Genomic DNA, 15,303 nt, shown 5'->3' with positions numbered 1-15,303 from the left:
GTACAGTAAGCCGATGCAGTTGATTCCCTGGTCCCACGAATGCGCCGAAGGTTTCACCCTGCGTGGCTGGCGAACTCCGGCCAGTGGCAAACCACTGCTGCACTTTCTGCATGGCAACGGCTTCTGTTGCCTGGCCTACCAACCGTTGCTGATGCGCCTGGGCGAGCATTTCGACCTGTGGCTCTGCGACGTTCAGGGCCATGGGGACAGTGATCATGGTGGGGTGTTTCGCGGCTGGAACCGCACCGCTGCCCTGGCGGCGGAGGCCTTTCAGGGCGGACGTGGCGAGTATGGCGACGTACAGCGGTTTGCCGCAGGGCACAGCTTTGGTGGCGTGCTTACGGGGCTGATCCTGGGCAGTGAGCCGCAACTGTTCGCACGTGCCGTGCTGCTCGACCCGGTACTGTTCAGCCGACGCATGATCGGTGTGATGGGGGCGGCAGCCCTGGTCGGCCTGCATCAGCGTCATGCCCTTGCCCGCAAGGCCGCCAGCCGCCGCAGCCACTGGCCCGATCGCGAGTCGGCGTTGGCCTCGCTGGAAGGGCGCGGCATCTTCAAAGGCTGGACCCATGCGGCACTGCAGGCCTATGTCGAGCATGCCATCGGTGATTGTGGCGAGGCCGTGGTGCTCAAGTGCCGGCCCAGCCGTGAAGTGGAGATCTTCAGCTCATTCCCTAAACGCATGTGGGCCAGTCTGGCCGCAATCACGACACCGACACGGGTGTTGTATGGCGAAGACACCTATCCCTTCGTGCCACACTCGGTGAATCGCCTGGCGCTGCTGAACCGCAATTTGACCGCACGGCAAGTTCCCGGTGGGCACTGTTTCATGCAGGAAGACCCGGCCATGGCGGCCGAGCAGGTGCTCGATTTCTTGCAGGGTTGACTGTTCTGTACGTGGAACGATGCATGCCATTTTAGCCAGCTACCGCGTGATTGGCATCATTGATAAGGTTATCTCAGCCAAGAGAGGAGCCTTCTCATGAAAACGATTCTGGGTATTCACCGCAGCCCCCACGCCCATTGGGTGGGTGATGGTTTCCCGGTGCGCAGCCTGTTCACCTACGACAACCTGGCCAGCCAGATCAGCCCGTTCCTGCTGCTGGATTACGCCGGCCCGCATGATTTCGCCCCGACCCAAGCACGACGCGGCGTAGGCCAGCACCCGCATCGCGGCTTCGAGACCGTGACCATTGTCTACCAAGGTGAACTGGAGCACCGTGATTCCACCGGTGCTGGCGGCTTGATCGGTCCAGGTGACGTGCAGTGGATGACGGCGGCCAACGGCATCATTCATGAAGAGTTTCATTCCCCCGACTTTGCACGCAGTGGCGGCACGCTGGAAATGGTCCAGCTGTGGGTGAACCTGCCGGCGCGGGACAAGCGTGCAGCGGCCGGCTACCAGACGCTGCTGGCCGGCGACATTCCGGTGGTAGCGCTCGACGGTGATGCCGGGAGCTTGCGGGTGATTGCCGGTGACTACCACGGCCACCAGGGTCCGGCTCGAACCTTCACCGCGATGGACGTGTGGGATTTGCGGCTCAACGCCGGCGCGGCCTTGCAGTTGCCGGTTGCTGCCGGTCGCAATGCGGCGCTGGTGGTGTTGCGCGGTAACGTCCGAATCAACGGCGAGCGCGAGGCAGGCCCGTCCAGCCTGGTGCTGCTCGACCGGGAGGGTGTAGATGCAACCGTCGAGGCGCTGGCCGGCGCAAGTGTGCTGCTGCTCAGCGGTGAGCCGATCGACGAGCCGATCGTTGGCTACGGCCCGTTCGTGATGAACAGCCAGGCGGAGATTGCCGAGTCGTTCGATGATTTCCATGCCGGGCGGTTTGGGCAGATGCAGGACGAGAGGGGAGGCGCCGCACACTGATGCTGTTAATTGGTTGGCCTTTCCCGGCTGGAGCCTGGCCAACGCCTAGTTGACCGAGACCACTCGTCGTTAAGTCTGCTAATGCATTCGAACACTCGGCCGCCGCGGGGAATCTTCCACTAAGGTGCTAGAGGATTCCCCGCATGCTCATTGCCGGGGAGCATGGTCAGCTGGCCGAGCATGCGCAATATCAATTGGCGCCCCGCCCGACAAAGGCGTACTTCCATACAACAGACCATCCCACAGAGAGGGTCGTACCATGTCGTTGATAGGCGTTTCTATGCTAGAGATGCGGCAACTGATCGAGCAGGCCTGCTTGCCAGACCGCTGTGAAGTGAGTTGCCCGGATGGCGCGCACTTGACCATCCGCCTGGGCCTGGGCCAGGATCTCGACCAAGGCGTGACCCTCAGCGGGGTCGCCCTGCAAGACCTCAACAGTTGTCGTGACCTGGTCAACCTGGTGGAGCAGCTGCATGCGTTGCGTGACAGCCACCCGGCGCCACTCAAGGCGATTGCCTGAGCGCGCCTGTCGTGCCCCGGTCAGCCCAGGCTGGCCGGGCGTACGTATTCCGGCATCAGGCCGTTGAACCAGAACAGGATCATTGCCACCAGGATGGTCACCAGCAGCAGCAACCCTACCCCCCAAACGCACGTTGCAAACAATAACGCCTGCTCTTTCTTCAGCCGCATGAAAGTCTGCAACCCGCCATATAGCAACACGCTGGCATACACAGAGGCAGCCATTAGCGCGGTAAAGGCGAGCCAACGAATTGGCATCAGACCAACCACTCCGGCAAAGAACCACGGCGTGGCGCAATAGGCGGCAAAGCCGATACACTGGTTCAGGCTGGGCTGTGTATTGAACCCTCGTGACATCCAGCGGATCATCACTCCCATCAGCATCACACCTATCACAGTGGTGGTATACAGCAGGCCGGCCAATTGGGCGGCGCTGCCTATGCTAAGGCGTACCCGCTCCTCGGCCGCCAAGCTCCAGCCGAAGGTGGTAGTGCCAACGAAGAGGCACACGGCGGGTATCAGCGCCAAGGCTAGCAGGCGTGGCAGGTATTGCTGTGGGTTGTCTTCCTCGGCTCGGCGAATGTCCAACCAGGCGTCGGCGGGGTGGGTGAAGAGCTTGAATAACGGACTGTTCATAGCGTTCTCCGGTAGGCAAGAGCCCTTTTGCTATGGAGACACGCGGCTCTCAGCCAGTTCAGCCTGGATGGCCGCCGTTGATCGGCTTATTGCAGTTCCAGCAGCAGGTTCAGGCCACCATCCCCGCATTTTCCCTTCTCGCGAACCACGCCGTGATAACTCCGCCCATCCCAGACGAAGGCCACACTGTGAGCCCGGTCGATCTTGTCAGGCAGTGGGGGGCAAACGTGCAGGCGCAGCCCTGGGCGACCTTGCAGGTTGAGGGCGGCGAGCTGGCATTGGCATTCCACTCGTTGCGCCACCGGGCCGAACAGGGTGTCGCGTACGTAATCGAGTTGCAGCGAAGCATTGGGGGCGCGGCCAGGCATCTTCATCGGTACATGGCTCCGTTATAACGGCTCGAAGAACCAGACGGGTTGGGCATGGCAGGCTCCAGACAAAAGAAAGGCGGCTTATCATTCGAAGCTTGCCTGGCCAAGATGTTCAATGTGTTTCATGTGCGTTCATCTTGTTTTGCGCTGGCTGGCAGATGACGGCCCCTGTTCAGGCACCCGCCTTGCGCAAGGTCAGGTTGATCCGCCGTTCGCCCAGGCGCGGATGCACACCGGGCTTGATCGGTAGCACGCCGTGAAAGCGCAAGCGGTCTTCGCCACCCCACACCAGCACATCGCCGTGGCTCAGCGCGATGCGCTGAGCCTTGTCGGCACGCTGCAGGCCGCCGAACAGGAACACTGCCGGTAAGCCCAGCGACACCGACACGATCGGCTGGCCGAAATCCTGCTCGTCGCGGTCCTGGTGCAGGCTCAGGCGCGTGCTCGGCAGGTAATGGTTGACCAGGCAGGCATCCGGCACAAAACCGTCAAACCCGGCCATGGCTGCGGCGCGGGAGGCCAAGGCGAGCAGAACCGGGGGCAGGGCGGGCCAGGGCTGGCCACTGACTGGGTCGCTGGGGCTGTATCGGTAGCCATGTTGATCACTCACCCACCCCAGCGTACCGCAGTTGGTCAGGGCCACTGCCATGCGCAGGCCTCCTGGGGTGTACATGTGCCGGAACGGCGCAGCACGCAGCACCGGACGCAGGGCATCGAGCAGCGCCTCGGTTTCGGCCAGGGCGAAGCCGGGCAGCAGCACGGTGTGGCTGGCCAGGCGTTGCGGCTGGGGGCCGAACAGGTCGAGGTCGGACTGGATCATGTGGCTGCACATCTTCGAGCGGTTTGCCATTGTACCCGACAGCTACACGTCAGGGGATTGCACACGCCGGCCGGATCGAACGATGGCAGAGGACGGGATGACAGAAAAAGGAACCGCGGCACCAGGGAGAGGAGCACCGCGGTTCAAGGGGGAGCGGTTTACTGCTGGGTCACAGTGGCCAGGTTCGCGCTGCCCAGCTGGGTGATGGTGGCGGATTGGGCGACACCACTCTGGTCGACGAACGCCTTGTTGCTTTGGCCTCCCTGGGTCACGTAGGCGACGTTGATGCTGTCAGTCTGTTTGATGGTGGCTTCGTTTCCGCTTCCGTAGAGTTGGTTGGTGTAGCTCTGGTTGCTATAGCCGGACTGGTCGAGCGTGATGGTGTTGCCGGTGCCCTGGCTGCTGCCGTAGGCATAGTTGTCGGTCCCACGCTGGTCGGCGATCAGAATGTTGTCAGTGCCGTTCTGTTCGAAGTACAGCTCGTTGCTGACATCATCCTGCTTGGTCGACATCTGGTTGCCTTTACCCGTCTGGGTCAGCGTGGCCAGCTGGTCAGCGCCCTTCTGGGTCAGATTGACGCCGTTGCCATTGCCAGCCTGGTTGATGGTGGCGTTCTGGTTGGTGCCGAACTGGCCACCCATCTTGGCGCCTTTCCAGTTACTGGCGGTGATGCTGTTGCCATTGCCTTGGGTGTTGATGGTCAGGTTGAGGTTTTCACCGTTCTGATAGGTGAAATGCAGGTTGTTGTTGCCGGTCTGGGTAATGGTGGTGGTCGAGTTGTTGGTCTCGAACTGGTCCGACCAACTGGCGTTGGCATTGCCTTGCTGCGACAGGCTGACCTTGTTGCTGACGCCGAAGCTCTGGTCGATATAGCCTTCGTTCGACTGGCCGGTCTGGACCACGGAGGCCTGGCTGCCGATCTGTGTGTCCTGCCACACTTCCACGGAGTTGCCGCCCCCGTACTGGCCAATGGCAATGGTGCCGCCAGTGCCTTCACGCTGGTCGCCATAGGCCCAGTTGTCGTGGCCATCCTGATAGACCTGGATATCGCCATCGATATGGTTCAGGTGCTCGGCGGTGGCGTAGTTGTCCTGGCCGGTCTGGTTGACGGTGCTGCGATTGTTGCTGCCACCGAAGGTCTGTTCGATGAAAGCCTCGTTGCGCTGGCCGGATTGCCCGCTGGTGGCTTTGCTGCCTTCCTGGCTGTCCTGCCACACGGTGGATTTATTGCCGACGCCTTGTTGGGTTTGCAGCGATTCGTTGTTCGACCCAAGCGACTGGCTGGCGAAGGCATCGTTGTAGCTGCCTCCGGCTTGCTGGGTGATCTGGCTGCCGTTCTCGAACAGTTGCTCAGCGTAGCCGGCGTTGTACTGGCCGGTGGCGCTCTGCTGGATATCGCTGGTGCTTTCGGCCTGCACGGCGAGGTGGTTGTGGCCCTTGCCAGTCTGGTTCTGGGTGGCCGAGGCGAAGGATGCCTGGGTCTGAGAGACTTCGGCGATGTTTTCCTTGCCGTCCTGGGTCTGGGACGAGGTGCTGTCAGCAGCCATGGCCTGACCTGCGAGGGCCAGGACGATAGCGGCACTTAACGGAGCGAGCTTGTACATGGTGGTGCCTCCAGGTCTATCGGTATTGGGTGATCTGAACATGCTGGCCATTGCCAGCCTGGGTCACGGAGCTGTTGAGCCCTGAGCCGGACTGCACGATGCTGGCGCTGTTGTCGTTGCCGATCTGCTCGATGGCGGCGTTGTTGCTGCTGCCGCTCTGGCGAATCGACGCGCTGTTGCCATTTCCCTGTTGGCTGATGATGGCCATCAGGTCACTGCCTTCCTGCAAGATGTACGCTTCCTGGGCACCGCCGGACTGGACGATACGGCCCAGCAGGGCCTGACCGTTCTGGTCGAGGGCGGCGCGGTTGCCTGACCCTTGCTGCTCGATCACCGCAGCCTGGCCGGCACCGGCCGGCAGCAGGCGGATGATCACTGGTTCACCGAGGTCGTTGCCGGGTGCAAGGTCGGCATTGTCCATCAGGTCCTCTGCCCAGCAGGCCTGGCCCGCCAGGGCCAGGCAGAGCAACGGGGAGTACAGCCGTTTCATCGAAGCCTCCGGCTTTTACTGCACGACTACGTTGACAGTGCGCGTGGTGCCTTGGCTGGTGGTGATCGTCGCCGTCGGTGCCGCAGTCGGGATGATCGTGGTGCTATTGCTTACCACCAGGCGCCAGCGGCCGGTCAGCGCTACCGTGGCCGTCCCCAAGGTCTGGACGCCCGTGGTAGTGGTTACCCGCACGGTTACGGTATTGCCGGTGGTCACCGACGAGGTGCCACTGATGTCCCAGTTGTAACGGTTGTTGGAGCGCGCCGTGACCGTGGCTGTCGTGACGGCGAAGGTTTCTGCGGCAGGCCGAGGCGACACGTTGACGGTGACCGTACTTGGGGTGGACAGCCCCCCCAGCGAGTCACGTGCCTGGTAGGTGAAGGTGGTGGTGAAGGCTGTGGTTACAGTGGCCGGTGGGGTATAGGTCACGGTTGTGCCGTCGGTGCTGACCGTGCCACGGCCGGCGGCCGGCTGGGTGATGTTGGCCACACTCAGCGGTACGTTGCCTTCTGGATCGGTGTCGTTGGCCAGCACGTTGATGGTCAATGGCACGCCCAAGGTGGCAACGGTTTCCGGGTTGGCAGTCGGTGCCTGGTTAGGTGCGACGTTGATGGTGACCGTGGCCGGTTCCGACTTCAGGCCCTTGGCATCCACCGCCCGGTAGCTGAAGTTGGCTACCAGCGGTTGTGTGGCCCCGGTCGGCGGTGTGTAGGTAACCGAGGTGGTGCCGTTCAGCACGACGCCGCCAAGGCCGGTCCCGGGTTGGGTCAGGTCGCTGATGGTCAGCGGCACGTCGCCATCCGGGTCGCTGTCGTTCAGCAGCAGGTTGAGTGTGATCGGTACACCGACACTGGTGCTGCCGACATCGGCCTGGGCCAGCGGTGGCTGGTTGGCGGCCTCGACCGGGGCGCTGCCGACCACGATCACCGGCTCCACATCACTACCGCCATGGGCAGACTTGACCGTAACGGTGGCGGGCGGTTGAGCCAAATCGTTGACCGTGATGCTTTGCAGCGTGCCCGATTTCGACATGCGGCCGTAGCCTTGGGCGAGCAGGTCGGGGACCGTTACTTCGTCGCTGGAGCTGGCCTCGATCAACAGACGTTTGTTGGCCCAGTCATAGCGTGCGGTGCTGACTTTGACCACGTCGCTGAGCTTGCTCGAGAGCGCAGTCGGCTGGGTGCCGCCGACTGCGTTGCTGGCGGTGACAACCACCACCGCTGGCGGCACCGACTGGTTGAACTGCTGGCTGAAGAACAACCCGTTGTTGTCCGAAGTCAGGGTGAACTGACAAGGCGAAGGCGGCGTGCCGATCAGTGCCAGGCCATTGCGCATGCACAGGCTGGCCTCACTCGGGGCCTTGGCGAACACTTCCACGCGGGTGCCGCTGCCGTTGCGCGAATAGGTGGCGCGCTCCAGGGTGACCGGGGTTTGTGCTCGCTGGTCCAGCACCTTGCCAGACACGGTGAAAGTGTTGGTCTGAATGGCGCCCGCGGGCCCTTCGATGCGCACGAAGTTGGTATTGAAGGGGCTACCCGTGACCGCTTCGGTGATATTGGGGTCGCCGATGAAGGTTTCAGTGGTGCCCGTGTCAGGGTTGACCTCTGTATATGGCCCGCCAACCCCCTTCAGCCAAGGGCCGATCGCCCCCGCCAGCGCCCCCTGGAAGTTGCCCGGAGCGCCGATACCGATGTCCCGGGTGATGTTGATCGCGCGACGACCTGCCGTGGTGACGTTGACCGTCTCCACCCCGTAAGGGTGCGTGATGGTGTAGGTACCGGTGCGTGGGACCGATGCGCGGATACGGATGCGGGCGAAACTTTGCTGATCACCGTCTACCGGGTTTTCAGCAGCGAAGGCTGCCTCTATACCGGCAACGTAGACCTCCAGTTCATATCCGCTGTTACCCACTTGTGGTATCGAGGTTTCGGCCAGGAACCAGAACATCTCGGGTGGCCAGTTATCTGGAAATACCAGCGGCAGGGCATCGTCATAGACCCCGGGCTCGGGCAACAAGGTGCACATGTAGGCGGGCGCCCCGGGTGCGCCTGGCGCACGGGTGCTGGTGGCACGCGACTGGCACAGCTCCAGGGATTGGTCGAGGCTGTCCTTGTACCACATCGGATAGCCACCTGTGGCGAAGGTGTAGGGCCCCGGATCGACATCAGACAGCGCGGCGAACGCGGCGCTGGTAACGGTAAGAGAGAAACCGGCGGCCAACAGCGCACGGCGCGACCAAGTGTTCATGCTGCCTCCTTGAAGGCTGAGCCTTTGTCTGTTCATGGCACCAGCACCACGTCTTCGGAGTCGCTACCACCGTTGGCGCTGGTGACCTGCACCTTGGCCGGCGGAATGGGCGAGAGGGTCATGCTCAACGTCTTCACGGCGCCGGTACCGCCCAGGTTGCCGATCAGCGTGCCGTTGCCGGTATGTGCGGTAAGTACTGGAGGTGTTGTTTCGTCACTGGTGCTGGCCACCAGGGTCAGCTCGCCAGTGGACAGGCGGTACTGGGCCTGCGTGATGGTGACCAGGTCGGTCAGGGGAACGTTGCTGGTGGTCAGGCTGCTGGTCGGGATTGCCACGCTGTTGTCAGCGGACAGTGTGACGATGGTTCCGGCCGCCGGGTTGAGGGCTGACTGGGCGTACCAGGCGCCGGTGCCGTTGGCCTCGGTGAGGCTCAGGTTGGGGGTCTGGCTGGTCAGGGTGACGCTTGCCGGTGGCGGCGGGGCCAACACGAAGATGTCTTGCTGGGCGATCAGGTCGCCGTTCTCGGTATGGCGTGAGTAAGTGCTGCGTTGTGGCATCAGCGGGGTTGGCAAGGCCACTTCGGAAAGTTTGCCCGAGACAGCGAACAGCTCGGTGCGCAGGTCGATGCCACCAGGGCCTTCGATGCGTACGTAGTTGGTGTTGAATGGGCTGCCTGTTACCCGTTCTTCCAGGTTCGGGTCACCGATGAAGCGCTCGTTGCCTTCGGTGTAGGGGCCGTTGACACTGCGCAGGAACGGCCCGACATCGCCCTTGAGTGCGCCGGTGAAGTCGCCTGCGCCGGCGATGCCGATGTCGCGGGTCATGTTGATCGCCCGGCGCCCTGCAACGGGCACATCGAACACTTCAACACCATAGGGGTGGGTGACCACGTAGGTGCCCGCGGTGGGAACGTCGACCCGAATACGGACCCGGGCGAAGCTGACCTGGTCACCCTCGACAGGTTCCTCGGCGGCGAATGCCGCTTCGATCGCCGTGCCATAGCTGAGGTCGATGCCACGCGCAGCGTCGACGATGGCAGCGTCGGCAGTGAACCAGAACGCTTCGTCAGGGAAGTTGGTGGGGAAGACGATGGGTTGGGTATCGTCGAACACACCAGGTGTGGGCAGTAGCGTGCACATGTATGAGGGTGCGCCAGGTGCGCCTGCGACCCGGGAGCTGACGGCCTTGGTCAGGCACAGGTCGAGGGTACGACCGTGGCTGTCCTGGTACCAGGCGGGGAAGCCGCCGTTGGCTGGGACGTAAGCGCCTGGATCGACAGCGTTCAAGGCGGCCTGCGCGGGAAGCTGGAGAATGCCGGCGAAAATCGCCACTGCCAGCGGGTGGGGTATCGGTCGGTGCATGAGTCAATTCCTCCTGCAAACGGGCCCATGGACTTGGGGCGTCTGGGAGGAGATCGGCAAGAGCTGTGCCAACACCTGAAAAATGCTTTGCAGGCCTTGTGGTGCAGGGGCTACAGATTCTCAGTAGGGCTTTATGCCAGCCGCTGGCGGTGGGCAGCGTTCCCCCAAGGTTGGGGATTGGGGGCCGGTAATTCAAACCCGGTTTTAGAAGCCAATGCGGTTTTTGCTACAGTGCTACGGCGGTCCCTTCCCCAAGCCGAGCCAAGCGATGCAACCCCTCGACCACCTTTCCCTGAACCTGTTCATCGTCGTCTGCGAAGAAGGCACCATCGCCCGCGCAGGCGAGCGCGCGTTCATGGCGCCGTCCGCTGTCAGCAAACGTATTTCAGACATTGAGGCGCGCTTTGGCACCGCCTTGCTCAAACGTAGCAAGCGCGGCGTGGAGCCCACCCCGGCGGGGCTTGCACTGCTGCGCCATGCCAGGGAAATGACCCGCGCCATGGAACGCCTGGACAGCGAGCTGAGCGAATACGCCCACGGCGCGCGTGGTCATGTGCGGGTGCTGGCCAATGTATCGTCGATCATGGAGTTTCTGCCCGAAGAACTGTCAGCGTTCATGCTGGAATACCCACTCATCCAGGCCGATATCGAAGAGCGCTTCAGCGCCGATGTCGTTCGTGGTGTGGCCGAGGGCACTGCAGACCTCGGTATCTGCCGCAAATCCATGGCGGTGGGTGACCTGGATTTCGTACCGTATCGGCAGGATCACCTGGCCGTGGTCGTTGCTGCTGACCACCCGTTGGCCGGCCGCAGCCAGATTGCCTTCGAGGAAACCCTGGGTTACGACCACCTGGGGCTATCGGCCTTTGCCACATTGAACGCTTTCATGCGTAAAAGCGCTGAACAGTCAGGCAAGGCGCTGCGTTTTCGTTCGTACGTGTCGTCGTTCGACGCGGCATACCGTCTGGTGCAGTTCGGCCTTGGCCTGGCGGTGTTCCCGCAAGAGGCCGTATCCCGCTATGCGGCGTTGTTCGACCTGCGGGTCATTGCGCTGACTGACGACTGGGCGCTTGGCGAATTCGTCATCTGCATGCGCGACCGGCACACGCTCTCGCTGTCGGCTCGGCGCCTGCTTGACCACCTGTTGCTGCGTGCACCGGCCTGGCAGGTCGCGGGCTGATCCATCGTGGCTGACGATGGATCAGCCCGCGAAACACGTCTTTTCTGCCCGTCATCCAGCTCTTAGTCTGGCGCAACGCTTCAGACAGAGAGACCGCGATGACAACAATAACAATCAATGAAGTCGGCCTGCGCGATGGCTTGCAGAGCCTGCAAGTGATCATGCCGACAGCAGCCAAACGCCGCTGGATCGACGCCGCTTACGGCGCCGGCGTGCGTCATATGGAAGTCGCGTCGTTCGTGTCGGCACGCTTGCTGCCGCAGATGGCCGATGCCCGCGAAGTGGTTGCCCACGCCCTCACGTACCCGGACCTGCAAGTAACCGTGCTGGCTCCAAACCTTCGTGGCGCAAGGGACGCACTTGAATCGGGTGCACACCGCATCGTCGCCCCGGTATCGGTGAGCACGGCGCACAGCCTGGCCAACGTGCGCCGCACGCCAGTGGAGATGGTCGAGGAACTGGGGCGCATGTGCCAGCTGCGTACTGAAATGGGCCTGCATGGGGTGCAAGTCGTGGCCGGCATGTCAGTGGCCTTTGGCTGCACCCGCCAGGGCGAGGTGCCGCTGGCTGACCTGTGTGCGTTGACCCGCCAGGTGATCGAAGCCGGTTGCGACCTGGTCTCCCTGGGAGACACCACTGGCTATGCCAATCCGGGCCAGGTAGCAACGGTGCTTCAGGCCGTACGGGAGATTGCAGGCGACCGTCTCAAGGCCGCGCACTTCCATGACACCCGGGGCCTGGCCTTGGCCAACAGCCTGGTGGCGGTGCAGCAGGGCATTGGGGAACTGGATGCCTCCCTGGCGGGCCTGGGAGGGTGCCCGTTCGCCCCTGGCGCGTCTGGTAATACCGTGACCGAGGACCTGGTGTTCATGCTGCAAAGCATGGGCTACGACACCGGCATCGACTTGCCTGCGCTAATCGAAACCCGGCAGGTACTAAGCGAAGCGCTACCGGGCGAGCCACTTTACGGCTTCATCGCCCGGGCCGGATTGCCGCTCAACTTCGCCAACACACACCGCCACGCCTGAATTGCCCGTAAGAGGAGCATCACAATGTCCAGACTTCCCTTGGACGGCATCCGTGTCGTTGAGATTTCGCATATGGTCATGGGCCCGACGTGCGGCATGATCCTTGGCGACCTTGGCGCCGAAGTCATCAAGATCGAGCCGGTACGCGGCGACGGCACACGCCGTTTGCTGGGCGCAGGGGCGGGCTTTTTCCGCACCTTCAACCGCAACAAACAATGCATTGCTGTCGATGTTGAAACGCCCGAGGGCCGTGAGGCCGTGCTGCAATTGATCGACACCGCCGATGTCTTCATCGAGAACTTCAAGCCCGGGCGTATGCAGAAGCTGGGTCTGAGCTACGACGCACTGTGCCAGCGCAATCCAGGGCTGATCTATGCCTCGCACAAGGGGTTTCTCAGCGGGCCATACGATAACCGCCTGGCGCTGGATGAAGTGGTGCAGATGATGGCCGGTCTGGCCTACATGACAGGGCCGGTAGGGCGCCCGCTGCGCGCAGGCAGCTCGGTGAACGACATCATGGGTGGCATGTTCGGCGCCATTGGCGTGCTGGCCGCACTCAACGAGCGCCACAGCACCGGCAGGGGCCGTGAGGTGCAAAGTGCCCTGTACGAGAATTGCGTGCTACTGGCTGCCCAGCATATGCAGCAGTACGTGGTCACCGGTGAAGCCGCAGCGCCGATGCCGAACCGCATCAGTGCCTGGGCCATCTATGACGTGTTCACTTTTGCCGGTGGCGAGCAGATGTTTGTCGCCGCCACAGGGGAAGGCCAGTGGCACGCGTTATGCCGGGTACTGGGGCAGACCGCTTTGCTTGATGACCCGACCCTTGGTAGCAATAACGACCGCGTGTTGCAGCGGCCACGGCTGCTGGCGCACCTGGCCGAGGTGTTTGCGCCGCTGGACGCCGCGCAGTTGGCGTTGCAGCTGGAAGCCAACGGCATTCCTTTCGCGCCGATCCGCCGCCCTGAAGAGCTTTTCGAGGACCCCCACCTGCTACAGAGCGGTGGCATGGCCGAGCTGCAACTGGAAGACGGCAGCCACACACCGATGCCGTTATTGCCGCTGTCACTGGACGGCCAGCGCCTGCAGCCACGGCGGGCGATCGCGCGGATTGGTGAGCACACCCGCCAAGTGATGCGTGAACTGGGTTACAGCGACGCGCACATTGCCCAGCTGTGTGCGGCGGGCGTGCTGAAAACAGACGACGCGGCTTGAGGAGGCCTTGAGATGGCGATCTACCAATATGACAACCTTGCACCCAACCTGCACCCGGAAACGTTCATCGCCGAGGATGCCAGCGTCATCGGCGACGTTACCCTGGAACAAGGCGTCAGTGTATGGCCGCAGGCCGTGCTACGGGGCGACAACGAAGCGATCCGTATCGGCCAGCACAGCAATGTGCAGGAGGGTGCTGTCTTGCATGCCGACCCCGGCTTTGCGTTGACAGTGGGGCAAGGTGTCACCATCGGCCACCAGGCCATGCTGCACGGCTGCACCATCGGCGATGGCGCGCTGATCGGCATTCAGGCGGTGGTGCTCAATGGCGCGGTCATCGGCAACAACTGCCTGGTGGGTGCAGGCGCCATCGTCACCGAAGGCAAGGTGTTTCCCGACAACTCGTTGATCCTGGGCGCACCTGCCAAGGTAGTGCGCGAGCTCACTGCCGATGCCATCGCCAGTATGCAGCGCAATGCGACCGAGTACGTCGCAAAAGGCCAGAGCTTCAAGGAAAAGCTGATCCGTATTCGCTAAAAAAACCTGCTGGTGGCGCCCTTCGAGGCGTCGCTGCTCTCCAATAATTACAAGAATGGAGATTCACCATGGTTGCTTTGACCGGCGAACTGGCGCGTGAGCGCAACGACAGTCACATCAATGAGCTGCTGCTATACCGCCGTGTGGCCTGGCGCATCATGCCGCTGGCTATCATCTGCTTCCTGTTCTCCTACTTCGACCGCATCAACATCAGTTTTGCGAAGACACAAATGCAGCAGGAACTGGGCCTCAGCGATGCTGCCTACGGCCTGGCCGCGAGTATGTTCTTCGTCGGCTACGTGCTATTCGAAGTGCCCAGCAGTCTCGGCCTGAAACGCTACGGGGCTCCGGCCTGGATCTGCCGGATCATGGTGTCCTGGGGCCTGGCGACGGCTGCGCTGGTATTTGCCTATACCCAGTACACGCTGTACTTCCTGCGCTTTCTGATCGGCGTCATGGAGGCCGGTTTCGGCCCGGCGATCCTGTTCTACCTGGCATGCTGGTTTCCGCGCAAGCACCTGGCGAAGATGAATGGGCTGTGGTTCCTGGCGGTGCCGCTGGCCGGGGCGGTGGGTGGCCCGGCTGCGGGCTTTTTGCTGGGGACAATGGACGGCGTGTTGGGCCTCGCTGGCTGGCACTGGTTGTTCCTGATGTCCGGGCTGCCGTGTGTGCTGCTGGGCCTGCTGGTGCTGTGGAAGCTGGACCGCGATATCGAGGCGGCGAAATGGTTGAGCCGCGAGGAGAAGGACCTGCTGGCGGAGAACCTTGCCCAGGACAAACGCGCTGCAAAACCGATACTCGGCTCGATCTGGCGGGTGTTGCTGACCCGTGAAGTGGCGATCATGGCGTTCATCTACTACGTGGTCAAAACCGCGTCCTACGGGCTGAATTTCTGGATGCCGCACCTGATCAAGTCCTCGGGGGTGCAAGACATGCTGTGGGTTGGCGTACTGTCGGCATTGCCTTATGCGGTAGCGTGCATCGGCATGGTGTTGCTGACTCGCCACTCCGACCGCACCGGCGAGCGCAAGCGCTATCTGGTGTACTGCCTGCTGGCGGCCGCCGTCGGTTACCTGCTGGCGTGCCTGTTCTCCGACTCTCCCTTCGCGATGATGACCGCGCTGGTGCTGGCCACTGCGGGCACCTTTATCGCTATCCCGATATTCTGGACCATTCCACAGTCGACGTTCTCGGGGCTGGCAATTGCCACCGGCACCGCCGCGATCAACTCGGTGGGACAGCTGAGCGGCATCGTTGCACCAGTGATGGTGGGCAAGATCAATGACCTTACCGACAGTACCTACATGGGCATGCTGTCAATCGCGCCGCTGATCCTGGTCGCATGCCTGGTGGTGATGCGTTACGTGCGCAACCCTAAAAGCTGATTGGCGCTGAGTCTTCGAACAACAACAAGAACAAGAGCAA

General features: G+C 62.4%; 15 protein-coding genes. 8 read left to right on the top strand and 7 right to left on the bottom strand.

Annotation, left to right across the window (positions count from 1 at the left end):
• Nucleotides 1–13: 13 nt before the first annotated feature.
• The 3 genes from C4Q27_RS27465 to C4Q27_RS27455 all read left to right on the top strand — a co-directional run bounded on the left by C4Q27_RS27465 (nt 14) and on the right by C4Q27_RS27455 (nt 2,390).
• Nucleotides 14–886, top strand: a complete 873-nt coding sequence (locus tag C4Q27_RS27465) for an alpha/beta fold hydrolase (protein WP_104887701.1) — start codon at nt 14–16, stop codon at nt 884–886.
• Nucleotides 887–982: 96 nt separating this feature from the next.
• Nucleotides 983–1,870: a pirin family protein gene (locus C4Q27_RS27460; RefSeq protein ID WP_104887700.1), complete on the top strand. Its 888-nt coding sequence runs from the start codon at nt 983–985 to the stop codon at nt 1,868–1,870.
• Nucleotides 1,871–2,129: 259 nt separating this feature from the next.
• Nucleotides 2,130–2,390 (top strand): DUF1652 domain-containing protein, encoded by a 261-nt coding sequence (locus tag C4Q27_RS27455; RefSeq protein ID WP_104887699.1) that lies wholly within the window; start codon nt 2,130–2,132, stop codon nt 2,388–2,390.
• 20 nt (nt 2,391–2,410) lie between these two features.
• Here the strand turns inward: C4Q27_RS27455 and C4Q27_RS27450 are convergent, their stop codons facing one another.
• The 7 genes from C4Q27_RS27450 to C4Q27_RS27420 form a co-directional block, all read right to left on the bottom strand.
• Entirely contained in the window at nt 2,411–3,025 is a 615-nt protein-coding gene (locus tag C4Q27_RS27450; RefSeq protein ID WP_104887698.1) for a Yip1 family protein, read from the bottom strand.
• 86 nt (nt 3,026–3,111) lie between these two features.
• Nucleotides 3,112–3,399 carry a hypothetical protein gene (locus tag C4Q27_RS27445; RefSeq protein ID WP_003253801.1) on the bottom strand — a complete coding sequence of 96 codons (288 nt, stop codon included), beginning with the start codon at nt 3,397–3,399 and terminating at the stop codon, nt 3,112–3,114.
• A gap of 169 nt (nt 3,400–3,568) precedes the next feature.
• Entirely contained in the window at nt 3,569–4,216 is a 648-nt protein-coding gene (gene alkB, locus C4Q27_RS27440) for a DNA oxidative demethylase AlkB (RefSeq protein WP_104887697.1), read from the bottom strand.
• A gap of 158 nt (nt 4,217–4,374) precedes the next feature.
• Nucleotides 4,375–5,820, bottom strand: coding sequence for a curlin (locus C4Q27_RS27435; RefSeq protein WP_064492975.1), 1,446 nt, complete (start codon nt 5,818–5,820; stop codon nt 4,375–4,377).
• A 16-nt stretch (nt 5,821–5,836) separates the two neighbouring features.
• Nucleotides 5,837–6,310: a curlin gene (locus tag C4Q27_RS27430; RefSeq protein WP_104887696.1), complete on the bottom strand. Its 474-nt coding sequence runs from the start codon at nt 6,308–6,310 to the stop codon at nt 5,837–5,839.
• Nucleotides 6,311–6,325: 15 nt separating this feature from the next.
• Nucleotides 6,326–8,557, bottom strand: a complete 2,232-nt coding sequence (locus tag C4Q27_RS27425) for an Ig-like domain-containing protein (protein ID WP_104887695.1) — start codon at nt 8,555–8,557, stop codon at nt 6,326–6,328.
• Nucleotides 8,558–8,589: 32 nt separating this feature from the next.
• On the bottom strand, nt 8,590–9,918 hold the full coding sequence (locus C4Q27_RS27420) for a hypothetical protein (RefSeq protein ID WP_064493221.1): 1,329 nt from the start codon (nt 9,916–9,918) through the stop codon (nt 8,590–8,592).
• A gap of 268 nt (nt 9,919–10,186) precedes the next feature.
• On the opposite strand from C4Q27_RS27420, the gene C4Q27_RS27415 reads away from it, so the two are divergent.
• The 5 genes from C4Q27_RS27415 to C4Q27_RS27395 all read left to right on the top strand — a co-directional run bounded on the left by C4Q27_RS27415 (nt 10,187) and on the right by C4Q27_RS27395 (nt 15,263).
• Nucleotides 10,187–11,098: a LysR family transcriptional regulator gene (locus C4Q27_RS27415; RefSeq protein WP_064493220.1), complete on the top strand. Its 912-nt coding sequence runs from the start codon at nt 10,187–10,189 to the stop codon at nt 11,096–11,098.
• Between the two features lie 98 nt (nt 11,099–11,196).
• Nucleotides 11,197–12,126, top strand: coding sequence for a hydroxymethylglutaryl-CoA lyase (locus C4Q27_RS27410; RefSeq protein WP_047605215.1), 930 nt, complete (start codon nt 11,197–11,199; stop codon nt 12,124–12,126).
• Nucleotides 12,127–12,150: 24 nt separating this feature from the next.
• Entirely contained in the window at nt 12,151–13,341 is a 1,191-nt protein-coding gene (locus tag C4Q27_RS27405; RefSeq protein WP_064493219.1) for a CaiB/BaiF CoA-transferase family protein, read from the top strand.
• Nucleotides 13,342–13,353: 12 nt separating this feature from the next.
• Nucleotides 13,354–13,878 (top strand): gamma carbonic anhydrase family protein, encoded by a 525-nt coding sequence (locus C4Q27_RS27400; protein ID WP_014861744.1) that lies wholly within the window; start codon nt 13,354–13,356, stop codon nt 13,876–13,878.
• A gap of 68 nt (nt 13,879–13,946) precedes the next feature.
• On the top strand, nt 13,947–15,263 hold the full coding sequence (locus C4Q27_RS27395; protein ID WP_076403116.1) for an MFS transporter: 1,317 nt from the start codon (nt 13,947–13,949) through the stop codon (nt 15,261–15,263).
• Nucleotides 15,264–15,303 lie beyond the last annotated feature (40 nt).

Origin of the sequence: Pseudomonas sp. SWI36, from assembly GCF_002948105.1 — a bacterium.
GTDB classification, from domain to species: Bacteria; Pseudomonadota; Gammaproteobacteria; order Pseudomonadales; family Pseudomonadaceae; genus Aquipseudomonas; species Aquipseudomonas alloputida.
This window is presented reverse-complemented; position numbering and strand designations above follow the sequence as displayed.